Origin of the sequence: Cognataquiflexum nitidum, assembly GCF_022538055.1 — a bacterium.
Classification (GTDB): domain Bacteria; phylum Bacteroidota; class Bacteroidia; order Cytophagales; family Cyclobacteriaceae; genus Cognataquiflexum; species Cognataquiflexum nitidum.
The window spans coordinates 21828-47529 of sequence record NZ_JAKZAM010000030.1; the positions used below are offsets into that span (position 1 = coordinate 21828).

Annotated in this window: 24 protein-coding genes; 8 read left to right on the forward strand and 16 right to left on the reverse strand. The window is 39.1% G+C overall.

What is annotated here, in order from left to right; genetic code table 11:
• Window positions 1-77 precede the first annotated feature (77 nt).
• From MMU07_RS17555 to MMU07_RS17570, 4 genes are all read left to right on the forward strand, one after another.
• The gene (locus MMU07_RS17555; protein ID WP_241127820.1) at window positions 78-773 is read left to right on the forward strand and encodes an HAD hydrolase-like protein; all 696 of its coding nucleotides are present in this window, start codon (window positions 78-80) and stop codon (window positions 771-773) included.
• A 77-nt stretch (window positions 774-850) separates the two neighbouring features.
• Window positions 851-2173, forward strand: coding sequence for a DUF5690 family protein (locus MMU07_RS17560; RefSeq protein ID WP_241127823.1), 1323 nt, complete (start codon window positions 851-853; stop codon window positions 2171-2173).
• A 3-nt stretch (window positions 2174-2176) separates the two neighbouring features.
• Entirely contained in the window at window positions 2177-3301 is a 1125-nt protein-coding gene (locus tag MMU07_RS17565) for a TIGR03364 family FAD-dependent oxidoreductase (protein WP_241127825.1), read from the forward strand.
• A gap of 38 nt (window positions 3302-3339) precedes the next feature.
• Window positions 3340-3918 carry a helix-turn-helix domain-containing protein gene (locus MMU07_RS17570; protein ID WP_241127827.1) on the forward strand — a complete coding sequence of 193 codons (579 nt, stop codon included), beginning with the start codon at window positions 3340-3342 and terminating at the stop codon, window positions 3916-3918.
• Window positions 3919-4056: 138 nt separating this feature from the next.
• Here the strand turns inward: MMU07_RS17570 and MMU07_RS17575 are convergent, their stop codons facing one another.
• From MMU07_RS17575 to MMU07_RS17635, 13 genes are all read right to left on the reverse strand, one after another.
• On the reverse strand, window positions 4057-5871 hold the full coding sequence (locus tag MMU07_RS17575) for a purple acid phosphatase family protein (RefSeq protein ID WP_241127829.1): 1815 nt from the start codon (window positions 5869-5871) through the stop codon (window positions 4057-4059).
• Window positions 5872-6028: 157 nt separating this feature from the next.
• Window positions 6029-6739, reverse strand: a complete 711-nt coding sequence (locus MMU07_RS17580) for an SIMPL domain-containing protein (RefSeq protein WP_241127830.1) — start codon at window positions 6737-6739, stop codon at window positions 6029-6031.
• 58 nt (window positions 6740-6797) lie between these two features.
• The gene (locus MMU07_RS17585; RefSeq protein ID WP_241127833.1) at window positions 6798-7097 is read right to left on the reverse strand and encodes a type II toxin-antitoxin system RelE/ParE family toxin; all 300 of its coding nucleotides are present in this window, start codon (window positions 7095-7097) and stop codon (window positions 6798-6800) included.
• Window positions 7082-7309, reverse strand: a complete 228-nt coding sequence (locus MMU07_RS17590; RefSeq protein WP_241127834.1) for a hypothetical protein — start codon at window positions 7307-7309, stop codon at window positions 7082-7084. Before MMU07_RS17590 ends, MMU07_RS17585 begins: the two co-directional genes overlap by 16 nt.
• Before the next feature lie 90 nt (window positions 7310-7399).
• The gene (locus MMU07_RS17595) at window positions 7400-8248 is read right to left on the reverse strand and encodes a prephenate dehydrogenase (protein ID WP_241127836.1); all 849 of its coding nucleotides are present in this window, start codon (window positions 8246-8248) and stop codon (window positions 7400-7402) included.
• Window positions 8249-8276: 28 nt separating this feature from the next.
• On the reverse strand, window positions 8277-9422 hold the full coding sequence (locus MMU07_RS17600; RefSeq protein WP_241127839.1) for a pyridoxal phosphate-dependent aminotransferase: 1146 nt from the start codon (window positions 9420-9422) through the stop codon (window positions 8277-8279).
• Between the two features lies 1 nt (window position 9423).
• Entirely contained in the window at window positions 9424-10239 is an 816-nt protein-coding gene (locus tag MMU07_RS17605; RefSeq protein ID WP_241127841.1) for a prephenate dehydratase, read from the reverse strand.
• Between the two features lie 9 nt (window positions 10240-10248).
• Window positions 10249-10656, reverse strand: a complete 408-nt coding sequence (locus MMU07_RS17610) for a type II toxin-antitoxin system VapC family toxin (protein WP_241127843.1) — start codon at window positions 10654-10656, stop codon at window positions 10249-10251.
• Window positions 10641-10880, reverse strand: coding sequence for a hypothetical protein (locus MMU07_RS17615; protein WP_241127845.1), 240 nt, complete (start codon window positions 10878-10880; stop codon window positions 10641-10643). The genes MMU07_RS17610 and MMU07_RS17615 overlap by 16 nt, the downstream gene beginning before the upstream one ends.
• Window positions 10881-10892: 12 nt before the next feature.
• On the reverse strand, window positions 10893-11261 hold the full coding sequence (locus MMU07_RS17620; protein ID WP_241127846.1) for a DMT family protein: 369 nt from the start codon (window positions 11259-11261) through the stop codon (window positions 10893-10895).
• Window positions 11262-11325: 64 nt separating this feature from the next.
• Complete coding sequence (locus MMU07_RS17625) at window positions 11326-12573, reverse strand: 3-phosphoshikimate 1-carboxyvinyltransferase (RefSeq protein ID WP_241127848.1); 1248 nt, start codon at window positions 12571-12573, stop codon at window positions 11326-11328.
• The gene (gene aroB, locus MMU07_RS17630; protein ID WP_241127850.1) at window positions 12570-13628 is read right to left on the reverse strand and encodes a 3-dehydroquinate synthase; all 1059 of its coding nucleotides are present in this window, start codon (window positions 13626-13628) and stop codon (window positions 12570-12572) included. The genes MMU07_RS17625 and aroB overlap by 4 nt, the downstream gene beginning before the upstream one ends.
• Window positions 13629-13731: 103 nt before the next feature.
• Window positions 13732-14829, reverse strand: coding sequence for a chorismate mutase (locus MMU07_RS17635; RefSeq protein ID WP_241127852.1), 1098 nt, complete (start codon window positions 14827-14829; stop codon window positions 13732-13734).
• Between the two features lie 481 nt (window positions 14830-15310).
• Here MMU07_RS17635 and MMU07_RS17640 point away from each other — a divergent pair, with 481 nt between their 5' ends.
• The 3 genes from MMU07_RS17640 to MMU07_RS17650 all read left to right on the forward strand — a co-directional run bounded on the left by MMU07_RS17640 (window position 15311) and on the right by MMU07_RS17650 (window position 19671).
• The gene (locus MMU07_RS17640) at window positions 15311-16498 is read left to right on the forward strand and encodes a proline dehydrogenase family protein (protein WP_241127854.1); all 1188 of its coding nucleotides are present in this window, start codon (window positions 15311-15313) and stop codon (window positions 16496-16498) included.
• Between the two features lie 42 nt (window positions 16499-16540).
• On the forward strand, window positions 16541-18259 hold the full coding sequence (gene lysS / locus MMU07_RS17645; protein WP_241127856.1) for a lysine--tRNA ligase: 1719 nt from the start codon (window positions 16541-16543) through the stop codon (window positions 18257-18259).
• 197 nt (window positions 18260-18456) lie between these two features.
• Entirely contained in the window at window positions 18457-19671 is a 1215-nt protein-coding gene (locus MMU07_RS17650; protein WP_241127858.1) for an arginine deiminase, read from the forward strand.
• A gap of 3 nt (window positions 19672-19674) precedes the next feature.
• Here MMU07_RS17650 and MMU07_RS17655 read toward each other — a convergent pair whose 3' ends face one another.
• Entirely contained in the window at window positions 19675-20412 is a 738-nt protein-coding gene (locus MMU07_RS17655) for a hypothetical protein (protein ID WP_241127859.1), read from the reverse strand.
• A 118-nt stretch (window positions 20413-20530) separates the two neighbouring features.
• Window positions 20531-22084 carry an Ig-like domain-containing protein gene (locus MMU07_RS17660; protein WP_241127898.1) on the reverse strand — a complete coding sequence of 518 codons (1554 nt, stop codon included), beginning with the start codon at window positions 22082-22084 and terminating at the stop codon, window positions 20531-20533.
• A 917-nt stretch (window positions 22085-23001) separates the two neighbouring features.
• Between MMU07_RS17660 and MMU07_RS17665 the strand changes: the two genes are divergently transcribed.
• Window positions 23002-23379 carry a LytR/AlgR family response regulator transcription factor gene (locus MMU07_RS17665; protein ID WP_241127861.1) on the forward strand — a complete coding sequence of 126 codons (378 nt, stop codon included), beginning with the start codon at window positions 23002-23004 and terminating at the stop codon, window positions 23377-23379.
• Between the two features lie 361 nt (window positions 23380-23740).
• Here MMU07_RS17665 and MMU07_RS17670 read toward each other — a convergent pair whose 3' ends face one another.
• Window positions 23741-25381, reverse strand: coding sequence for an Ig-like domain-containing protein (locus tag MMU07_RS17670; protein WP_241127863.1), 1641 nt, complete (start codon window positions 25379-25381; stop codon window positions 23741-23743).
• Between the last annotated feature and the right edge of the window lie 321 nt (window positions 25382-25702).

Genomic DNA, 25702 nt, shown 5'->3' on the forward strand with positions numbered 1-25702 from the left:
TTGTTTGTAACCATAAAAAATAAGGAAGGATAACTCCCTTTTTCTCACTTTATATTTCAAGTCCAACAATATTTCTCATGAAAAAATCCATCAAACTCGCTGTTTTTGACATTGCCGGAACTACCATCAAGGACAACAGCAACGTTGCAGGTTCATTCCAGCATGCTTTTCTCAATCATGGATTTGAAAATGTAACTCTTGCAGAAGCGAATGAAAAAATGGGATACCCAAAACCTTTGGCTATACAGGCAATTCTTTCCAATCATATAAGCGACAAAGCGCATATTACTGCAGACCTCATCGGTGCCATACACGAGGATTTTGTCCAAAACATGATCGACTATTACCGCACCACTACAGGGATTGCACCGATGGATGATGCGGAGTCTGTTTTCGAATCACTTCAGGACTTGGGGATAAAAGTCGGGTTGGACACGGGTTTTAGTAGGGACATCACAGATGTGATTTTGGAAAGAGTAGGATGGCAAAAATCTACTCTAATCGACATCACTATATGCAGCGATGAAGTGGAAAGAGGCAGACCCTATCCTGATATGATCCAAGTGATGATGGATAGATTCGGGATTACAGACCCCAAGGAAGTCATCAAAATTGGGGATACCGAAGTGGATGTCAATGAGGGTCACAATGCGGGTTGTTTGATGAGTATTGCCGTTACCACAGGAGCTTTTTCGGAAGAAGAACTTTTGAAGCATCACCCTACCCACATCGTGAATTCATTGACAGAAATCCTGGACTTGATCGATCAATAATCTAGACAAAAACCCTCCAAGGGTTCAGAACCTTTGGAGGGCTTCCTAGAAAACCACTAAGACTTCTTTTTTCTCCCATGCTGCAGCTTCCTTTTGTCTCAAATAAACTTGCCCAAAGCAGCAATTTCAGCATGAGTTTGTTTGCTGCGGTAATGGCTTTTTTGACCTACAGCAGCATGTATGCTTTCAGAAAACCTTTTGCTGCGGCGACTTTTGAGGGGGAGTTATTTATGGGAATGGACCTGAAAGTCTGGTTGATATTGGCGCAGACATTTGGTTACATGGCGAGTAAATTCTATGGCATCAAAATCATCTCAGAACTCAAACCCGAAAAACGGGCGGTTTTGATCTTAACTTTGATCGGCATTTCATGGATGGGATTGTTGGGCTTTGCGGTACTACCTGCACCTTTCAATATCCTTTGTTTTTTGGTCAATGGTTTTCCTTTGGGATTGATTTGGGGACTGGTTTTCCATTACCTGGAAGGGAGAAAATTTACCGAAATGATGGGGAGTATCTTGGCTGTCAGTTTTGTATTTTCCTCCGGATTGGTCAAAACAATCGGCAAGTACATCATGGACGAATGGCATATTTCCGAGCTTTGGATGCCATTTTGGACAGGTGGGATATTCATGCCTTTGCTTGTGATTTCGGTTATTTTGCTCAATCAGACTCCTCCACCTAATCAAAATGATGTGGCACTTCGATCTGTCCGGACGCCAATGTCCATGAAAGAAAGAATGGATTTCTTCAATGCTTTCAAGCCGGGAATCGTCATTCTTGTCTTGGTCTATGTGGTGCTTACCGCGCTCCGTGATATCCGCGATAATTTTGCAGTGGAAATATGGGCAACAATGGGAATCAACGTCAATCCTGAGCTACTTACGCAAACAGAAATTCCAATTACCCTAATTCTTTTGGTAATGATGGCGATGTTGGTTTTGGTCAAAAACAACCAAAAGGCGCTGTTTCTGTATCATTGGATCATCATTGCCGGACTTGTCTTGACCGTCGGTGCTACCGTAATGCTGCAGGTGGGCCTTATTCCTCCCTTCCTTTGGGTGGTATTGACCGGCACAGGGATTTACATGGGCTACATTCCATTCAACTGTCTGTTGTTTGACAGGTTGATCGCTTCTTTCAAATCTGCAGGGAATGTTGGATTCCTGATGTACCTGGCAGACAGCTTCGGGTATTTGGGTTCGGTGGCAATCGTTACAGTCAAACAGTTTGGGATTTTGCAGAACATGAGTTGGCACCTTTTCTATACCCAAGGTATCTTGGTCATGCTGAGTATCGGGATAGGAATGATGCTTTTTACACTGTGGTATTTTAAAAGAAAAACAAAAACCTTCGAGTCGGGAATCGTTGAAAACATTTCTTTGGCTTCAAAAATATAAACCATGCAACCATCAGCAATCGTCATTGGCTCAGGAATCGTCGGATTGGCAGTCACAAGAGCACTTTCAAACAAAGGTTGGAAAGTCACCGTCATCGAAAGAAATCCCAAACCGGTTGGTGCATCCATCCGGAATTTTGGAATGGTATGGCCTGTGGGACAGGCTCAAGGTGAAACCTTTAACAGGGCGATGCGGTCAAGATCGATTTGGCTTGAGATGAGCAAAAAAGCGAAATTCTGGGCGGAAGAAACCGGGTCATTACACCTTGCATATACCGACTTGGAAAATCAGGTGGTCGAAGAATATGTGGCTGCGATGCAGGGCATCAAATCAGCCTTTCATTTAAATCCCACACAGACCGCAGAGAAAAGTCAGGCGGCAATCTTAAATGGGCTCAAAGGTGCACTTTGGACAGAAGAAGAAGTGATAGTAGATCCCAGGGAAGCCATCTGGCAAACTGCTGCTTACTTGGAATCTTTAGAAAATGTAATCTTCGAATGGAATAAGGCAGTCACTGAAATCAACGGAAACAAAGTCAGTTCAGGAAACCAAACCTGGGAAGCAGATCAGGTTTTTGTATGTAGCGGCGCAGATTTTGAAACTTTGTATCCCGAAATTTTTGATGCCACACCCATCACCAAATGTAAACTTCAGATGATGCGTCTTGCCAAGCAACCGGAGAATTGGCGCATCGGACCGCCTCTTTGTGCAGGTCTGAGCTTTATCCATTACAAAGGTTTTCATGTGGCACCTTCATTGGCCAAGCTCAAGAAGGTTTATGAGGAACAATATCCGGATTTATTGGATTTGGGAATCCATGTGATGGTTTCCCAAAATGGAAATGGGCAACTGACCATCGGTGACAGCCACGAGTATGGAAGGCATTTGGATCCGTTTGACAGGGAGGATATCAACAAAAAAATCACTGATTTTTTGAAGACTTTTGCGGCATTCAAGGACTGGACTATGGAATCTTCCTGGCATGGGATTTATCCCAAAATGACCGATGGAGCAACTGAATTTATCCATAAGGTCAATCCTCAAGTCTGGATAGTCAATGGCATGGGTGGGGCAGGGATGACTTTGTCATTCGGACTCGGTGAAGAAGTGGTGGAGAAAATCAGCTAAGGACTAGGGTATATTTAGATATCCTGTTATTTTTCATCATGGAAAACGAAATCTTGGTTCAGATCAGCCAAAAGATCAAAAGCATCAGAAAAGATAAGAACCTTACCATTCAGGAAATCGCCGAAAGAGCGGGCGTCACAAAGGGCTTGATATCCCAAATCGAAAATTCAAGAACGCTACCCTCTTTACTTGTCCTGATGCAGATTATCAGGGCACTTGAAGTTGACCTAAATTTCTTTTTCAATGACCTTAGTCTCGATGGTAGGGAAGCTCCGATTTTGGTCCTCAGAAAAGAAGAATACAGCAAATTCGAAAAAGAACCAGCCTCAGGCTATCAGTATGAGCGGATATTTACAAGAAAAATCAAATCCGGAGCAGTCGATTTTGTCCTGCTGGAAATCATGCCTGGTTCGGTCAGGAATTTTGTGACCACCGATGCGTTTGAATTCAAATATATCCTTCAGGGCACCGTCAAATACATTTTCCGTGATCAGACCGTCGAACTTTTTGAAGGAGATTCCATGCTTTTTGATGGACGATTGGAGCACAATCCTGTCAATGAAGGAAAGGATACTGTGAGGATGCTTGTGGTGTATTTCTTTGAAAATATGGAGTAAGGGTGAAATCCAGATTTATTTTTATGGTTATCCCTGTCTTTGCCTGATAACAGATATTCCACTACAGTCAGGACGGAAGTCGGAAGACCGAAGTACCGTGAATTTAGTTTTTATGGCTTGATTGCATTGATTAACTTTTTATTTTTTTATTGTAACAACATCAATAATCTCACCCTCCAAATTGTAAGTCCTTAATTCCAAGGAATCTCCAATCACCTGAACAGTACAATAATGATGGCCTCGGAAGTTCTTGGCAGTAAACCAAGCACGGGTTGGGGCATTGTCCTCCAAGTTACCTCCCGCTCCTCCTGCCTGCACATAGACTGTCCCATTTTCAGAATCGACTTTGCCCCCTTTCAAAGGATGCGACCGCATGTAAGTATGCAGATGGCCGAAGAAAACCATTTTTACTTCATTGGCTTCCACCAGTGAAATCAAGTCTTTCAGCTGTGGATCGCCTTGGTTTCCGGGTTCCCTCCATGTATTTCCATAATCATCCTCATCTGCAGAATAAGGAGCATGATGCAGCACGACAAAACTCCATTTTGCTTCACTTTTGGTAAGTTCATTTTCTAGCCAAACATACTGTTCTCCTCCTTTCTGAAGGTCTTTTCGGGGATTACTGTTGAGCATAAAAAAGGAAGCGTCTCCAAAATCGAAACGGTAAAAGCCTTTTTCCCCAGTATGCGGATGGTATTGTTTGTACCAATTAAGATCGCCGTCACCATTTCCCGGAACCGTTGCGACGGGTACCCTAGAGGTTAAGGCACCAACTCCCTGAAAATATTCCATAGTCCACTCAAACTTGGAATCTTTGAAACCACCATCCGTCAAATCTCCCAAATGAATCAAAAAATCCGGCCTTTCCTCCCAAAGTCCTTGGGCAACTTGGTTGTTGACCTGCGGCCTGCTTTCCGTATCGCTGATTATTCCAAAAAGAAAAGGATTGCCTATGGGCTTCGCGGTTTGGAAAGAAAGAACCGGAGTGGATAATTTTTCTCCGCTTTCAGTTTCAAATTCAATTTGGTAAAAATAGGTAGTCTCAGGTTTCAAGTTTTCAAAAATGGCTGTACTTATAGGATTTGTTGAAGCATCGAAATTCATTGTCATTTCCAAAGGGATTTTTTCTCCAAAGGTCAAAATAGCTTTTGTGGCCCGGTCCGTTTCCCAAACCAATTGGGCAGAATTTTCGCTGATATCATTGAGATACGGTCCTGCTATGAGATGGAACTTGTCAGAATAGAGCTTTCCAGCACTGATTTGTTTTTCTACTTTCGGAAAAATATCGGCTATCTCCTGTTCTGTGAGGGCTTGTTGGTATATCGCTGTTTTCTTTAGGATATCATGGGCTTCCATGTAAGGCTCCATATCCAAAAAGGATTTTAAGATCAACTGACTTCCTTCCAAAGTTTTGTCCAATTCCTTTTGCCAAACCATTTCGCCTTGTTCAAAAAGTGTAACGTTTTTCCCATCAAAGTTTAGCAAGTAATGGTTCCAGTATTTTTTCCAGGTTTTGGAATTGAATTCTGATTTTTGCCAAATCCCTTTTTCCATCAAGCCATTAATCACTTTTTTATCAAATACCGAAATAGCCATCTTTAAGTCCTCCTCCTGCCAAAATTCCCAGGAAATCCCAGCCGGATTATTCACATGGTTGAGCAATAGAAACTCCAAGGCAAATGATTTGGAAAAATCGACATTTTGGCTTTCAAACGGCTTATAAATGGCCGAAATAGGTTGATTAAGGCTGTATGGGGAGTCAGAATAACCAGCACCAAACTTTTGAAAATCTTTCAAAAAAACGGTTTCATCAGAGGACTTTGTGGCCGCATTTCTTGGAAGATCATACTGATTCCAAAACCAGAATTCTTTGGCAGGTATGGGGACTGAATCAGTGGATTGAAGTGAAGCCTTTGGAAAGAGCAATGAAAAAAGGATAAGAAAAGTCAGCATTGGAATCGAATTTTTGTTTACCAATACTAAACAGAAGAAAAATGAAAGAGATGAAGAGGGTGTTAAGAAACTGATAAATAATCATCAATAGGAAAAGCCATAACTGAAAATTTTCCAACTTTCAGTTATGGCTATCAATATTTGTTTTACTTGTTTACTATCTAGAAAAAGTAAACGAGACCATTACCCTGTCAGAAAGTTTTTGTTCTTCGGGACTAAAAGTGGGTTCCTGATAGGATTCAGACATGTCCATGGCCATCATCGCTCTTGCATTTCTCATGACCGGCATAATGACGTTTCCTGAAGAATAAGAAACCCTATGAACTTGGAGTTTGGACAAGCCCAAGGACTTGGCGATTACTTCAGCTTTTGTTTTGGCATCTGCTATCGCCAATTCAAGCAACTTGGAAGATGATGATTTTCTCAACGCATCAGATATGTTGAATTGCATGTTGTAGGTCATGTCTGTGGTCTGATGGAGGGCTTCGGTGATTTTGATCAGATTTTGATCGGCAACTTTCACTTTTACTTTGATGGTCTGCGAAGCTACGTACCCGCTGTCTTTAGAGGAATTATTACGGTAAATTCGGTTTATATTCACATAATAATTGTCAACAGTAAAGGTATATCCATCGATCCTAGTCTTTTTCAGCGCATCCTCGATGGATTTTGTTTTCTTGTTCAAGGCATTTGTCGCATCAGCCACTTTCAATGCTTTCTCTGATAAGGTGAGGTAAATCAATGCTTCGTCAGGCATGATTCCCAATTCACTTGTACCTTCAACTTCAATCAAAGGGATATTATTTTCTTGAGCGAAAGCAGATTCCAACAGGAATAAAAACGGCAATGCAAATAGTAGCTTTTTCATAATATTGGTTTTTAAGTCTTGTACGGATGATTCAAAACTTAGGCCAGTTTTTTATCTATTACCAAAAAGGATTTTTGTCAGAATTCTGCCTCATATCAAAGAGGTTCAACACAACCAATTGATTATCATACATTCCGTAGACAACTTTAAAATATGTTAAAAAATTTAAACTCCTTATTCCAGGAAGCTCGGATTCTTTTCCGATAAAAGGGTTTTGTAAAATCAACTCCAGTTTTTGATCCAAATCATTTTTGATTTTTATTGAATAAGAGAAACTTTGTGTCCTGTTTTTCCAGTATTCTAATATTCCAAAAAACTGTTCCTCTGCCTCTTCTGTCCAGATTACTTTCTGACCCATTCCTTAAACCTATTTTCGATTTCCTCTTGGCTTTTTACTCTACCATTTTCAAATTGAGCTTTAGATTTTAGGATCGAATCGATTTGTTTTTCAGAAAATGAATGGTCTTGATCAAGGACTTCATCTTCTAAAAATCTATAGATTTTGTCGAGCAAATCATCATCTTCGGTATGGTTGATGATGTTGATGATTTTTTCCTTAAGTGTATCCATACAAAGAGATTTTATGACAATTTAATGAAATTAAAATGGAGTTTCATATAATAATGCACCTAAAAAAGCTTATACAAATGAATCAAAATCTTATTTTCCCAAATCCAGGATATCCTTGATTTTGTTGGTTTTTTCCATTTCGTGGTACAATCCTTCGTAGTCATCTGCAATGATTTTATCACGGAACTTGGAAAGGTTGGAAATGTACAAGCTCATGGCCTCAAGGATATTTTTCTTGTTTTCCTGCATAATAGGAGCCCACATTCCTGGCGAACTTTTGGCTAACCTGACAGTAGACGCAAATCCACTTCCTGCCATGTCAAAGATGTTTTTCTCATCTTCCATTTTGTCCAAGACAGTTTTGCCCAACATAAAGGAAGTGATATGCGAAAGGTGGGAAACGAAAGCGAGATGTTTATCATGCTCTTCAGGATCCATAAACCGCAGTTTCATATTCAGCGCTTCCAATACCTCATAAGCCTTGGCTTTCAGGTGGATGTCGGTCTTTTCCATTTCGCAAATGATAAAAACTTTTCTGTCCAACAAATCTGCTTTGGCAGCTTTTGGACCTGAATATTCTGTTCCTGCGATCGGGTGGCCGGCGAGGTAATGTTCTCTTTTGGGATGTTCTGATACCGCCTGACAAAGCAATTCTTTGGTAGATCCAAAATCCATCACCAAAGTTTCGGAACCAATTTCATCAAGAATTTTGACCAGCAATTCTGATAAGGTATTTGCAGGCGTTGCCAAAACGATGATATCTGTGTCGGCATCGGGTTTTTCTTTGACTTCATCAATGATCCCCAAAGTCAGGGCATCCTGAAGATTTTGTGGATTGGAATCAAATCCTGTAAAATGGATTTCGGGCTTTAACTGCTTCAATGCCAGGGAAAATGACCCTCCCAAAAGTCCCAAACCGATGATGTGAATTTTTTTCATTTGTTGATAATGTATGTGGGTGATTTGTTTATGATAATCGTTTTATTGCTTCTTTGATGGATTCCTCTTTGACACAAAGTGAAAATCTTATGAAACCTTCCCCTTGTGTTCCGAAAATATGTCCGGGTGTAACAAAAATAGATTTGTTGTAAAGTAGGTTATCGACCAATTCATCTGATGTTTTTCCCTGAGGCAATTTAGCCCATACAAACATGCCCGCCGTGTCCCTTTCAAATTCCAACCCCAATTTTTCTGCCAATTCCCAAATCAATTTTCTCCTTTTGGAATAAATTTCATTCAGTCCTTTATACCAATCCCTTCCCAAGGACATGGCAGCAATGGCTCCTTGTTGAATTCCGAGAAACATTCCTGAATCCATATTGCTTTTGACTTTGGTGATGGCAGATATCCATTCGGGTTTTCCCGCCACAAAACCAACTCGCCAACCAGCCATATTAGATGTTTTGCTGAGGGAATTGAGTTCCAAAGCTACTTCTTTGGCTCCTTCAATCTGGAAAATACTTTTTGGATTATCCTCCAAAACAAAGCTGTAGGGATTGTCATTAACTATGACGATGTGATGCTTTCTCCCAAATGCAATCAGCTTTTCAAAAACCTTCAAATCAGCTTTTGCGCCTGTAGGCATATGCGGATAATTGACCCACATCAGTTTGACTTTGCTGAGGTCCATTTTTTCGAGTTCATCAAAATCAGGATACCAACCATTTTCTGATTTTAAGTCATAATAAACCGGATTAGCCAAAAGCAATTTGGTTACAGAAGTGTAAGTTGGGTAACCGGGATTTGGTACCAAAACCTGATCTCCCTCGTCCAAAAAAGTCATGGAAATATGCATGATTCCTTCCTTTGAACCCAAAAGCGGCAAAACTTCAGTTTCGAGATTGAGAACCACCCCATAATGACTTAGGTAAAAATCAGCGTATGCGGCTCTCAAAGCAGGAATTCCTTGATAGCCTTGGTAGCCGTGACTCGTAGGCAACAATGAAGATTGGTACAAAGCCTCTATGACCGATGGGTGCGGGGGCAAGTCCGGACTTCCGATACCCATATTGATGATCGGCTTTCCTTCTTCCCGCAGTCGGTTGACCTCTTTGAGTTTTTGGGAAAAATAATATTCCTGAATGCTATCTGTCCGTTTGGAAAATCCCTTCATCTTATTTCCTGCTTACATATTCACCAAAAATCTTCACTTCTCCCCCATTTTGATTGACTGCGTCTATGGCCTTCAGGTACTTGGCATAATCGTCAAATTGTGCATCAATGAAAAACGCATAGTGCCAGGGATTTTCTATAACCGGAATGGATTGGATTTTACTCAAGTCAAGGTCATTGTCACTGAGCAAAGTCAGGAGCTTGGCAAGACTTCCCTTTTCATTTCTGATCGTGATTTTGAATGAGGCTTTATTGGGTTTTTCAGTTTGCTGCGGTTTGTCTTTTTGCAGGAGAATGAAACGTGTAAAATTGTTCTTAATAGTCTGAATGTCATCGGCTAAGATTTCCAAACAATAGATTTCTGCTGCTGTCGAGCTTGCAATTGCACCCAAGCCTTTGATTTTTTCATCAGAAATCCGCTTTGCAACAGTAGCCGTATCCACATCATCGATCAATTTGATGTCAGGATAATCCTCAAAAAAGCGCTTGCACTGAAGTAAAGCCATAGGATGGGATTTTACTTCTTTGATATCAGTAATTTTTTGCCCCGGTAACACCATGAGGTTGTGGGAAATCGGTAGGTAGTATTCTTCAAAAATATGTAATTCGTGCCTGTCGATCAGGTCATAATTTGGGAGAATGGCACCTGCAATGGAGTTCTCGATCGCCATGACACCGTAAGGAACATCTCCTCTTTGCACCGCCTTGGCCACTTCCTCAAAAGTCCTAAAACCCTCGATTTCAGTATCCGCCCCAAAATAATTGAGCGCAACCTGATGGTGAAAAGAACCGGGAATACCTTGAATGGCGACTTTCATTTTGTTTGATTATTTATTTATTGAATGTGGAAATACCAAATCTAAACCCTCTATTCGTTCAAAATGCTTCACATTCATAGTCGCTAAAGGCCTGTTAAATTTCTTAGCTGTTGCAGCAATAAATAGATCAGGAAGTGCTAACTGCTGATTTGATTTTTTCAACTTTTTATGAATTTCCACAGCAATATTTGCTGACTCTCCATCAAACGGTAAAATATTAACCTCTCTTAGTAGTGAGTTCCAAAAATCAGACTGCCCCGGATTTATGCCATATTTGATTTCAAATTCAGTAATTGATGTGATTTCAAATTTTGCATATTTACCAATCAGGCCTATAAAAAATGTATCTTCTTTTTTCTTTTTTCTGAAATATTCAAAAAGTACAGAAGTGTCCAAACAGATTATTGCATTCTCCATTGGTCAATTTTTTTTCTTGCTTCTTGAATTTTTTCTAACTCGTCTGTTGTAAGCGTTGGCCCTTTTAATAGTAAATTTCTTAAACTTTCCTGTTTTGAAGACAAAGATTCAGATTTATCAGCATATTCATCCAAGAGTTTTTTCACCTCTAGAAGTTCCTCTGAGGATAATTGCTCAAGCAACCCTCTAAATTTTTCTATTTTTTCTCCAAATAAAGTTCCCATCCTTAAATCTATCTATTTTTTGAAAATAAAATAAACCGCAAGCACCAAAAACCCAAATCCGATGATATGGTTTAGTTTGATGGTTTCATTCTTGAAAAATACCAAAGTGAAAATCATAAATACCACCAAAGTGATAACTTCCTGAAGCACTTTCAATTCTACCAAAGAAAAAGGACCTCCGTTTTCTTTGAACCCTATCCTATTGGCAGGAACCTGGAAAATGTATTCAAAGAAAGCGATTCCCCAACTGATCAAAACGATCGATATCAACCCAAGATTTTCAAACCACTTCAAGTCTTTGAACTTCAGGTGTCCATACCAAGCCATGGTCATAAAGGTATTGGAAAGGATCAAAAGAAGGATTGTATAGGTGCCTTTCATGATTTAGACAAGAGATGTGAGACAGGAGATTTGAGACGTGAGACCTGAGATTGGAGATGGAAGATCAAAGTCTTGTGTGTTGTGCCTTGTGTCTTGCATCTATCAAAGAAACGTGTTTCCAAAAACTCGGATACGATTTATTGACCACTGAAGGATCTTCGACAATCACCTTCGTTTTGGTCATCAGTGGCATAAATGCCATGGCCATCCTGTGGTCATCATAGGTGTGGATAAGGACCTCATGAGGCATTGTCACGGAAGGAATCAAGGTAAAAACTTCATTTTCTCCTTCTTTGAGTTGGGCATTGAACTTCCCCAATTCTTGCTGCAAAGCATAAATCCTGTCAGTTTCCTTGATCCTCAAACTTTCCAATCCTGTAAATTTTGTCTTTTGACCAATGATCGCACAAGTCACAGCTACTGTCTGTGCCAGATCCGGGCAATGTGTAAAATTCCAGGAATCAAGTCCTTTGACAGGTTGTTTGGTGAGTTTGACCCCACCATTTTGAAATTCACTTTTGACACCAAGCCTGTCCATGATGTCCACGATTTTGGAATCTCCCTGCAGGCTATTTTCTTTCAGGCCTTCCAAAAAGAGCTCCCCTTCATCGGCACAAGCCAATAAACTGAACCAATAACTTGCTCCCGACCAATCGCTTTCGACATTGAATTGGGTAGGTTGATAAGCTTGATGGGAAACTTTGATGAAATTTCCTTCCCAAGTATACTTTATACTAAAAGCAGCCATGAGTTCAAGGGTCATTTCGATATATGTCCTCGATCCGATTTTTCCTGTCAGTTCCAATTCGAGTCCCATAGGAAGCACCGGCGCAACCATCAACAGTGCTGAAATATATTGGGAACTCACATCTCCCCGGATCGTGATTTTATTTGTTTTTTGTTCTTTCAGGCCATGAATGGCCAAAGGTGGAAAACCTTCCTTATTCATGTAATGGATTTCAGCACCTATTTCTCTCAACGCATCCACCAAAATACCGATTGGCCTTTCACACATACGGGGTGTTCCGGTCATGACCTTATTTTGATTGGTGGCTGCGGCAAAAGCAGTCAAAAACCGCATGGTCGTACCGGCATCCAAAACATCAAAGATTGCGGGATTTTCTCCAAGCAACCTGATCATGGTCTGTGTATCACGCGCTTCGGCAAGGTTGCTCAGTCTGTTCTCGCCTTCTGTAAGCGCATCAATGACCAATGCCCTGTTGCTTTCACTTTTGGAAGATGGAAGCGGGATGACTGCAGGTGGAAAAGCACTAATCTGGCTTAGAAATAAAGTTTCCAAGGTTGGATTCATTGGTTTAATGGAACTTGGGAAGTTAATGATTGGTAAAATGAGATGGCTTCTTTGATTTCTTCAGCTGACCCTTTGATGTTGTAATCACAATTGCCTATCCTTCTCAAAAGTGAAAAATTCACCGTTGAACCTTCATTCTTTTTATCCTGACTGCACAATTTGATGATGTCATCGATATCAGCTTCGGGAAACTGAATAACCCCGTATATTTCAGTCAAGGCATCAGTAATGTCTTGGAGATCTTCTTTTGGCAATCCTGATTTTTTATGGGAAAGAAAGGCCTCGCAAACCATCCCTACTGCAATGGCTTCACCATGCAGCAAATGTTTATCGGTATTGAGGTAAAAAGACTCGAAAGCATGGCCGATAGTATGTCCAAAATTCAGGATCTTTCGCAAACCTACCTCTTTGGGGTCCTTTTCGACGACTTCTTTTTTGATTTGAACTGACTTTTCAATGATCTCACGCCAATTCTGCTTTTCCCAATCTGCGATTTTAAGGCAAGAAAAGTAGTTGGCATTTTGGATCAAGCCGTGCTTCAAGACCTCTGCGTAGCCAGACCGGAGTTCTTCATGGGGAAGAGTTTGGAGGAAAATTTCTGAAATCAAAACCAGTTCTGGTTGGGTAAATACGCCTATGTGGTTTTTGAAACCATTGAAATCAATCCCCAATTTTCCACCCACACTGGCATCCACCTGCGAGAGCAAAGTTGTCGGAATATTGATGAATCGGATTCCTCTTTTGTAAGTTGCCGCACAAAAACCTCCCATGTCCCCGGTTACCCCTCCACCAAGATTGATGATCAAAGCTTTTCTGTCGAAGCCTTCATCAGTCATCCATTGCCAGATATGGGTACAGGTATTGAGGTTTTTATTGATTTCGCCGGCAGGAAAAGAAAAATGTTTATGGCCTTCCGGCAACATCTTATCGATAATTGGATAGCAGAATTTTGAAGTATTTGAATCTGAGATGACTCCCAACTGAGAATAGCCCAATTGGTTCAGGTATTTGCTCAAATCAAAAGAGATATTGTTAGAAAATATTACTGACTCCAAAACATTGGGGATTTTAAGGTATAAATAGAAAATCTATTTTGATAGGTAAGAAGTGAGAGGTAAGAGGTGAGGACGGATACCTCTTACCTTTTACTTCTTACCTTCATTTTTTCACAGGATCAGCTTCTCTCAATTGCTTTTCCTGTCTTTTTACTGATTCTTCGTGTATACAGTAAAGCAATTCCTTCATGAACTTTTCTGAGAGGTTTTTTTGAACGCCCTTTTGGGTACGAGATTCCATGACGAATTTCCATCGATCGGATTGGAAGACAGTCAGGTGATTTTCCCTTTTGTATGCCCCAACTTGATCAATCAGAGAAAACCTTTCCTGAAGGATATCCAGTAATTGGTCATCCAGATGGTCAATTGCAGTTCTGAGGTCATTCAATCTTTCTCCCGGATTTTCACTACCCAATGTATCCTTGAAATCTATCAAAGAAAGGATTTCTTTCAACCTCTTAGGCGTGACCTGTTGCTTGGCATCAGACCAGGCATTATCTGGATCATGGTGTGTTTCGATCATCAAACCGTCTAATCCAAAATTGATGGCTCTTTGAGAAGTTTCAAGAATTCCTTCCCTGTTTCCAACAATATGGCTTGGGTCATTGATCACTTCCATTCCTTTCCACTCTCTTTTCAAGTGAATGGGCATGGACCAATTTGGCTTGTTTCTGAATCTTTTGTCGTAAGAATCAGAAAATCCGCGGTGGATTGCTGCCAATTTATTGATTCCTACAGAATGCATTCTTTCCAAAGCTCCGATCCAAAGCTGTAAATCCGGGTTCATCGGATTTTTGATCATCACAGGAATATCCACACCTTTGAGTGCGTCGGCGATTTCCTGCACTGCAAATGGGTTGACAGTAGTTCTTGCCCCTACCCACAATACATCTACCTTATGTTTCAAGGCCAATTCTACGTGGGCTGCGTTTCCGACTTCAGTTGTGATGGGGATGTTGAGATGGTGTCTCACAATTTCCATCCATTTCAAACCTTCTTCTCCAATACCTTCAAAACTTCCAGGCCTTGTTCTTGGCTTCCAGATTCCTGCACGGAACATATCCGGGACCATGTTTTCTTTTTTCATGTCCAAGCAGACTTTTTCGATCTGCTCAGGTGTCTCTGCACTACATGGTCCTGCAATGATAACATGGTCTTCTATTCCGAATCCCCAGTCTTTGATTTGTAAATGGTCTTTCATGATTTGATAGGTTTAATAAAAAAAGCCCGACTCTTTCGAACCGGGCTTTTTTTGCTTTATGATTTTTTAGATTTTTTCTAGACAATAAGCAGCTCCGATTCGGCTTTGAAGACGAAAGTAAAAGTAATAAAAGCTAAAGAAGGCGAATGCTGCGATTAACATGTTTCAAAAGTAAGAGCCTCTTTTTTAAAAACAAATTAATTAATAAATAATTTCTTGCTTTTTATTCAAAAATCCGATCAACCATTAGGGATTCAATAAGTACCATCATAAATCAAGCAAATTTCAAAATATAATTTTGCATCATAGTTTGATCAAGATGAAATCTATTTAACTTTTTGCCAACTCTGATGTATTGTTTTATCCCGTGATTCATAATCATGTTTTTATTGTTTACTCCCCTACATATCACATCAAATAACAAAACATTCCCCTACCCCATGAGGTTTTTTTAATATATTTGCCCCGTAATTTGAGTCCTATGCCTGTCAAACCCAATATTTCTTTTGAAAATCTTGAAGTAGCATTTGCATCCAAGTCAGATGCTGAGCTAAAAAAAATGTACCTCATTTTTGCCACGGTAAACAATAACCTTGCAGTGAGTGTAGGCACAAAACTAGCCAACTGGTCTTTTGCACTTGGACTGCCCATCAAGGGTATTATGAAAAAAACCATGTTTGGGCATTTCTGTGGAGGAGAAGATATCGATGATTGTCAACTCGCCCTTAATGAACTTGCCAAATACCATATCAGGACTATTCTTGATTATTCCGTAGAAGGGGAAGGAGATGAAGCAAGCTATGATGCAACCAAAAATGAGATTTTAAGAACCATAGAAAGATCTGCAGGTGATGAAAATATTCCTTTTGCGGTTTTTAAAGTCACAGGTCTCGGTGATTTTGAAATCATGACCAAAATCCAAGAAGAAAAAACTTTAAATGAAAAGGAGAAAACTTCATTTGACAAGCTCAAAAACAGGATAGACGAACTTTGCAGGGCGGCTTATGAGGCCAACACAAAAATATTGATCGATGCGGAGGAGTCTTGGTTTCAGGATGTGATAGATGAGATGGCTTACGAGGCCATGGCAAAATATAACAAGCAATCTTGCATCGTATACAATACTTATCAGATGTACCGTCATGACATGCTTGACAGACTCAAAAAAGCACATGCTGTGGCGCTTGAGAAAGGATATTTCCACGGAGCAAAATTGGTTCGTGGTGCTTACATGGAAAAAGAAAGAGACCGTGCTGTAGAAAAGGGATATCCAAGCCCTATTCAACCAACCAAAGAATCTTCTGACAAGGACTATAATGCCGCTTTGGAGTTTTGTGTTGAAAACATCAAAACCATGGGCTTGGTATCAGGGTCCCACAATGAAAAAAGCAATCTACTTTTGACCGAATTGATTTCAAAATATGGGATCAATTCAACGGATGAAAGTATCTACTTTGCCCAACTTTACGGAATGAGCGATAACATTTCGTTTAACCTTGCAAAAGCCGGTTACAATGTGGTGAAATATGTTCCTTATGGTCCAGTGGAAAAAGTTATGCCCTACCTTTCCCGAAGGGCCGAAGAAAATACCTCGGTAGCTGGTCAAAGCAGCAGGGAATTTGAACTTGTCAAAAGGGAAATTGCAAGACGGAAAGCGGCTAAGAAATAATGGTTATTGGTTTTTATAATTTGAACTGAACAATATAGAGAAATGCAGTTATTAAGCGAACAGGAATTAGAAAGAAGAAAAGACAGGGAAGAATTGATGAAATTGGGCATAAACCCCTATCCTGCCGAGTCATTCTTTGTCAATGTAACAGCGGAGGATATCCATAAAAATTACGAAAATAGAAAAACCGACTACAAAGACATTTCCATAGCAGGAAGGTTGATGACCAAAAGAATTATGGGTTCAGCTTCCTTTGCCGAAATCCAGGATGCTACAGGAAGACTTCAGGTCTACCTTAGAAGAGATGATTTGTGCCCTGATGAAGACAAGACTTTCTACAATACTGTATTTAAAAAGCTTTTGGGGATAGGTGATTTTATCGGCCTGAAAGGATATATTTTCACCACCCAAACAGGTGAAATCTCTCTTCATGTCACTGACTTAAAAATCCTTTCAAAATCCATTAAACCTTTGCCGGTAGTAAAAAGAGACGAAGAAGGGAATATCTATGATGGATTTACCGATCCGGAAATGAGATACCGTCAGCGGTATGTAGACCTTACCGTCAATCCGGAAGTAAAAGAAGTTTTTGTCACAAGGTCAAAGGTAATCACCAATATGCGCCGCTATTTTGATGACCATGGTTGGCTAGAAGTGGAAACCCCCATCTTGCAGCAGGTTCATGGAGGAGCAGCAGCACGCCCCTTCAATACCTACCACAATACCTTGGATATGCCTCTTTACCTGAGGATTGCCAATGAATTGTACCTGAAAAGATTGATTGTCGGTGGGTTTGATGGTGTATATGAATTTGGTAAAATGTTCAGAAATGAAGGGATGGACCGTACCCACAACCCTGAATTTACAAGCATGGAAATTTATGTAGCATACAAAGACTATATCTGGATGATGGAAATGGTTGAAGACCTGATCGAAAAAGTCACCCTTTCTATCCATGGAAATACTGTAGTGAAAGTTGCGGACAGGGAAATTGATTTTGCAAGGCCTTACAGAAGGTTGACGATGTTTGATTCAATCAAAGAATATGCAGGAATTGATGTGAGCGAAATGGATGAAGCAGGCCTTAGACTGGTTTGCTTAGATCTTGGCATACAGGTAGACAACAGTATGGGCAAAGGGAAGCTGATAGATGAAATCTTCGGTGAAAAGGTTGAAGCCAATTTGATCCAACCCACCTATATTACAGACTATCCAGTCGAAATGACCCCATTAGCAAAAAAACACAGATCCAAAGAAGGATTGGTAGAAAGATTTGAGCTTTTTGTCAATGGGAAAGAAATCGCCAATGCCTATTCGGAATTGAACGATCCTATCGTACAAAGAGAAAGGTTTGAGGATCAATTAAAATTGGCAGCAAGAGGTGACGATGAAGCCATGGCCATGGATGAGGATTTTCTCAGGGCATTGGAATATGGCATGCCTCCAACCTCTGGATTGGGAATCGGAATCGACAGACTCACAATGTTATTGACTAATAAGACTACCATTCAGGAAGTCCTTTTCTTCCCTCAGATGAGGCCTGAAAAGAAAATGAAAATCGCTTCGGACGAGGATTTTATGGAATTGGGAATCCCAATCGGGTTACTACCTGTAATCAGAGACATGAACATCCAGACCCTTGAACAGCTTAAGGAAATGGATGCTAACAAACTGTTCAATGATGTCTGTGGCAGAAGGAAGAAATTGAAACTTGAAGTTCCAAATCCTTCAAAGGAAGAGGTTGAAAAATGGCTTTCTTAAGTTAACTTGATGATTTACCAAAATCCGGATAAAAATTCCGGATTTTTTTTAGCTTATTCCTAAATCAATGAAAGTGAAAAATATCCCTATACCCTATTTTTATATTATCAAATAATTAATGTATTTTTTGATTTATATTTATTTAATAAATATAATTGTTAACAGATGATTAATGAAATAGCTTTTTATTTAAAATTATGAATTTACGCCTCAACTCAGAATTTGGAACATTAAAAGCGGTTTTAATGCACCGTCCGGGCAAGGAAATAGATCGCTTGACTCCATATAATAAAGATTTGCTCTTATTCGAGGATGTTCCTTATCTGGAAGCGATGCAGAAAGAGCATGATTTTTTTACTGACCTCATCAAACAGACTACAGGAGCACAGGTTTTTAGGCTCCATGAATTACTCATCCAGGTTCTTTCCAATAGACCTATCCTCGAAAATCTAATGCATGATGCCCTTACCAAATCCGGCCTGACGCATTTTAAAGAACATATTTTAGATAGATTGTCGACTGCTGAATGTGCCACAGCTTTGTCAGCTGGGATAAAAGTCCATGAACTCAAGCGGAAAATCCCCAACTTGCCAGTGGGTGAACTGTTGGATTACGCCTTTGTGATTCCTCCAAGCCCCAACCTGTATTTCCAAAGAGATCCAATGGCCATCACACCTGGAGGAATTATTTTTTCAAGCATGAAAAAAGAGGGAAGACAAAGGGAAGCCAATATCCTCCGGGCAATATTCGAAAACCACGTGGATTTCAAAGACCATGTCAACCGCCTTTATCCTATCAATGGCCATGATATGCCTCCAAGCATTGAAGGCGGGGATGTGATCGTACTCTCCAAACATGCAGTAGCCATCGGGAATTCTGAAAGAACTGATGAAAAAGCCATCTACCATGTGGCCAAGGCCCTTTTGGCAGAAGGAAGCGTTGAGAGGGTTTATGAAGTTCATCTACCCAAAAAACGTCAGTATATGCATCTCGATACTGTTTTTACCATTTTGGATGAAAACCTGGTCTTAACTTATCCTGATGCCCTGAATGCTGTCCTCCAAACATCTCTTTATACATTGAAAGAAATAAAAGATGATAAGATCCACATCAAAAGACAAGTGTTGAACGAATCCCTACTGACTGTTTTAGAAAAGGAGATTCCACATCTTGAAATACTTTCAACAGCTGACGGAAAACCTGATTATTCGATGAGGGAACAATGGTTTGACGGTGCCAATGTATTTGCGATAGGTCCTAGAAGGGTTATTTCTTACAATAGAAATATCCACACAAACCGGGCCCTTAGAAATATGGGGGTTGAAGTTTTAGAAATCCCTTCTTCAGAACTTTCGAGAGGATTGGGTGGTCCAAGGTGTATGACCATGCCATTGAGCAGGGCTAAAATATAAGACTTATTCTTTAGAATATTCCCTAAAGTCATATTTTGCTCTTAGGTACAAATGATTACCTAGGCTATCCACCCGGTAGCTTTCTCTTTTTTGAGGGAAAAGAATCCCTGTAGAATTATCCCAGTCCTGATTGTATACCATGCTGAAATGGTCATTTGTCTTGACCCTGTACCCTATAATCCTGAAGGATTCCCTGTCAAAAAAATACCACCAAATATCTACTGAAGGATCTTTAGGATCACCGTCTATGACTTGGATAGTCTCCACTTCACTCCCATCGGCCAATTTGGTGATCCCTAGGTATTTCAGGTTTTTACCTTGTTGCAATAAATCAAATGGCTTTGTCAATACATAATAGGCAGCATCTACATCCTTCTTTTTATTGGCCAAAAAACCCTCATTTTGAATTTCATTCTCACCCATCCAATATCTTGTTCTAGCTCCGTCAAAAATAATTTTATGGGTAATACTGTCTTTAACCCAAGACATATAGGCTTCAAAAAAAGGCTGCTTTCTAAATTCGATGTTTTGGATCGAATGGGTTTCCAAGGTGCCATCCTCAAAAAAAAGCCATGTTTCTTTCTCTAATGAAAAAGACTCCAAGGAATTCCATGTATCAGCACCTCCATGAGTAGCTATTGATTTTTTGATTATCGTGACCGCTCTATTCTCATTACAAGAAGAGCAGCATACGAATAGAATTGAGGAATAGATAAAGAAATTTGAGAGACTGAATTTCATGGGATTATTGTCATTTTTTTTGCAAAGGTAAAAATTAACATCGGAGGAAAAATAAATAAACTAAACATAAAAAAAGAGGGGGACTGTGCCCCCCTCTTGAATTTTTGCAACAAGAATTTTAATAACCTGTTGATTTTTTTGGATCTAGTTCCGCGTTTGTTCTTGCATTTAAGAATCCAGGATCTAATCTACTTGTTTTCAATTCAGTGATTGGTGCAGTATCAATTTGTGCGACACCGGCCAAAACACGGCTATTTCCTGAATCATAATAAAGTGCAAAATCATTTGGCCCAAGTTCGATAACAGAGGCACAGGCGATCGTCACATTTGTCATATCTCTCATAATCGGATGTGGCCTTAATGAGGATGCTGGTAGGATATTGTATCCACAGTCCACCGCATTACCGACATTTCTCATAAATGCTCCCATGTTGATTAAAAATTGATTCTCTACGGCCAAACCCACATTTGTATAAAATCCGTCCCACTCTCCGATAAATATTATTCTTCCACCTTCCTCAGCAAAAGCTTTCATGGAGTTGATCTCGGCAACAGAAAATTGAATTTTAGGGAGCCACAAGAATAGTATCTTTACATCTGCTGGAATATCGGTGAGTGGAGTGCTGGAAGAATTGATAAAGTCAAGATCAAACCCATAATTTCTGATTTCATCATGAAGCCTTGAATGCGTTCCTGATTGATCACAGGACTGTGGATAGCCTGAATTTCTACCGCAATCAAAGAGAACCCTTGTACCATTTGCCCTTTCTCCAATAGTGGTATAGTTAATAAGGTTTCTTACAAGTAGAATATTATTGGGGTTATTTAAAGAATTATTATCGATATGATTTACATCATTAAATACAACCACATCTCTACCAGGTCTAGGGGCAACAGATTCCTGCACAAACAAATCAGCAGAACCTGTCACATCAAATGATTTTGCACTGACTTTAGTCAACCCAAATTTCTTACCCTTTGCCAATCCATTCTCGTCCACTGAAGCCACATCATCTTCTGTAACAAACCACTCAACTTTTAAATTTTCCAGCAATTCGCCATAAAAATTATACACTTTTGCCTCAAATTTTTGCTCTCCTTCCACCAAAATAGTTGCTTCTTTTGGTGTAATTTCAATTCTGGCAGGGCATGTTTTATCTTCAAGCATATACACAACTCTTAAGGTTTGTTTTTCGACCAATGGCACGATATTGTTATCCAATTTTTTGGTTTCCTTGGAAACTATCGCCACATCAACAAAACCCAAAACTTTTTCCCCTATTCGAACCCTAACCCGGTAAATTTTTCCTTTTTCTGCCCTTGATTTTGATGTATCCCATTCAGCTGCATAATACTCTTCTACAGTATTTAAAATGATTTTATTTGACCCTGATCCTTCCCTTGAAAATGCATGAAGTACAGTCTTAAATTCAAAATCATCACTGATTTCAACTATTGGCGATAGATTTGGGTTAAACTTTCCATTGAATTTTGGGTCTTGGCCGATTGTAGGTGCCAAAAAATAAAACTCATCAACATTACCACCATTGGCAGCATCCGAAATTCCAATTTTTCCAAAAGTAGAAGACAATGATTGGGATAAAATGGCGATGTCGTCATTGATATCCTCATCGGTAAACATGCCCTCCGAACATGACCCTGCCACGAACATGATAGACAAAAACAACCAGAGTTGAATTTTGAAGAGAGTCCACCCTTGATTTGATTTTAAGTTTTTAAAATAGATTTCCATTTGATTAAAAATTAGAGGTTAAAATTGAATTTCTTTACCCTAACAGAATTTGGTCGTAGACTGAAAAAGGTTTTTAAAATTAGACATATCAACTCAAAATTATTACGCCCAAGTTCTATGACAAGGGTTCGATGTGCAGTTGACCTGTTTTTGAGTACCAATAACCCTTCTGAGTATATAATTAAAAAAAGAAATTATAGATTATTTGACTCAAAGCAATCATTTAAAAGTAAAAAAATGTTTTCCAAATAGTTTTTTTAGCATTTCAATTTTATATATTTATAAAAATGATATAGATCATAAATTGTTTTAATGAAAATTTAAAGAATTGAATGCCTTCTGTTTGGAAATAGTAATAAAAAATAATTGATATCCGCTTCTTTGCGAGTAACCCTATATTCTTTAATTGGGACGCCTTCCTGTAGGCAGGGATCACTATAGATCGGGACGAAGTCGGAAGCCCTCCTCCCATCTTCGAGCAGGGATGTATCGGGAAATTAAGGACGCAGACAAGAATAAAAATGGATATACTTTCTACAGGCATCATTGCAGACATACATAATTAAAATAATGATTATCAGCTACTATGCCACTTGCTTTATATTATAGTTTTGAGTTGTAGATAATCAGTCCACGGTCAAAAGCCCACACTTGTCCGCCGTGCAGAGCCACTACAATGGAACTTCAATCCAAGTTTTAATATGGATTGTACCATCAAAGCATACATACAAAATAAAAATCATAACCTAGCAATTCCAATGTTTTTACATATAGACTTGAATCAGTAAACAATAAATTTTAATGATTTTCTGAGAATTATTTATCCCATTCAAATCATGGATCCTATAAAAAACAATTTGACCTCGAAAATTGCCATTCCTATTTTAAACGGGTTCGAAATATTGAATATACATGAGATTATAAGGTGTGAAGCCGATGGCAATTATTCCAAAATCATTTGTCCTGATAACAAGGATCCCAAACAAACCGAAACACATATCGTATCGAGAAACCTTAAAGAAATCTGTGATAACCTATTAAAAAAAGGCTTCCTAAGGATACATCACTCTCATTTAATCAATCCTATTTATATTAAAAAAGTTTTGAAAACCGATGGAGGTATTATTGAAATGGTTGACGGGATGAAAATCAGGATTACCCAAAATAGAGAGAATGTTTTACATGAAATATTTGATTACGTTCCCAAAATTTAAATCAGTCAACTTTTTATGAACCATCAATAAAATGGAATCCAAAGATGTATTTTTCAAATTAATAAGTGATGGGTTCAAAGGATTGTAGAATAAAGAGAGGATTCATCAAGACATTGGAATACCTTCTAATCGTTTGTTTTTCTATTTATTTTTTGTTTTAAAAACAATGTTTCTATCCAAAATTGCATATAGAGTGGCTATTCTTTTTGCCCCTAGTCTGCGGACTGAAATGCACAATACATCCATGCCAGATGATAAGTTGGGGTCTTTATTGCCTTCCATAAGCAGGGTTCCCGACTGAAGGAGAATTTGCTTAAATACAAAGAATTTTATATCCAAGAAAATAATACCCCCCTAATACTCAAAAACCTGAAGATTTATTTGAGCTAGTATTCGGATATATTTTCAAGTTTTGCCCATCAAAGCTTGTCTCAGAGGCCAATTTAGAAATTGGTTGAGTTTCAATTTGGGCTACCCCTGCCAGTACTAAGCGGTTGGATTTGTCATAAAATAATGCAAAATCATTGGGTCCCAGTTCTATGACTGATGCACAGGCAATGGTGAGGTTTTCAAGCCCTCTGGTAATCGGATGGGCTCTCAAAGAGGTTTTGGGGAGTGTATTGTATCCACAATCAACAGCCTTCCCTATATTTCGCATGAAAGCTCCCATATTTATCAAAAAACTATTTTCTACATCCAATCCTGCTTTTCCATAGAAAGCATCCCATTCTCCAATAAAAATGATCCTCCCTCCTTCTTCAGCAAATTTCTTGAGGGCATTGATTTCAGCAAGTTGAAAATGCACCGTGGGAAGCCATAGAAATATAACTTTGACATCGGAAGGAATATCGATAAGCGTGCCTGAAGCAGATGAAACATCCTCCAATTCAAACCCTTCGTTTAAAATTAAATTTCTTAATGGATTGTACCTGACAGATGAACCACAAGGGGTGGGGTTTTCTTTTTCATGGGCAGAAGACCTGCCACAATCAAACCAGATTTTTTTACTGAAATTCCTAATTCCCGGCGTGGTAAAATTGATTAGATTTTTAACCATCAATTGGTTGTTGGGATTTTTGATCCCTTCATCAAAAAAGGGATTGACATCATTGAACACAACAATATCCTTACCGGGCCGGGGTGAGTCCCCGTTTTCTTGGACGAAAATATATGCAGTGGCCGATACGTCATTGGATGTGGCTATGACTTCCGAAAATCCAAATTTCTTTCCAATCACCAGGCCTTTTTGGTCAATGGAGGCAATGGCACCATCTGAAATAGACCAGTTAATTTTTTGATTTTCAAGAATCTCTCCATAGTAATTGTAGACCACAGCCGAATATTGTTGTTTTCCTGAGACCATTACAGTTGCTTCCTTTGGAGTCAGCTCTATTTTTGCAGGACATACTTTTTCTTCAATCCTGAAGGCAACCTGCAAAGTCTCGTTAACTCTGAGGGTTTGGAGCTCTCTGTTCGCTATTTGAGTATTGTTTGAAACGATAGCTACATCTACAAACCCCAATATTTTGTCATTTATTCTTATTCTGATTCTGTAGATTTTCCCTTTGGTGGGTCTTGATTCCTGGGTAATCCAATTAACAAAATAAAATTCACCTTGCTTATTAATTTTGACTTTGTTCTCCCCACTTCCCTCCAAAGAAAATTTTTGGTGAACTGTTTTGAAATCAAAGTCATCGCTGATCTCTACTATTGGCGACAAATCAGCATTGAACTTTCCACTAAACCTTGGTTGCCTGTCTACAGTAGGGAAAAGGAAATAGAATTCTTCAATCCCATTGTTTGCTGCATCAGAAACACCTATTTTACCATACTTAGAAGAAAGAGTTTGGTATAAAATGTTGATGTCATTGTTAAAATCCTCGTCATCAAAAAGATTCCCGGCACAAGAAGACAGCAAAATTAAAAAAACAAATACTATCCCCTTCCCTATCTTTTTTTCTAAAAAATTAAATAAAACAATTTTGTCGGTCGATATTCTCATAGAGGATAATATTTTTTTGATCTCCACCTTTGATCCCCATTTCAAAATGAAAATGACGAAGGGTTAGTGTAATTGTAAAGGGCTGAACGAATAAATTACAGGGCTACAATTTTCAACTAAAGGAAACCAAAAAACAAAATGAGACAAGTCGTTTTTTGACCAAAACACTTAAAGTAAAATTCAAGGTATGATTTACTTAAGCTCTTATATTCAAACAAATAACAAAATAAAAATTATAATTTACAATTGACTTTTAAAAAAACAGGGAAGTTTTTATCAATTTTTACAGGGACGGATTTTGACAGCTTTTTCATTCAAGAA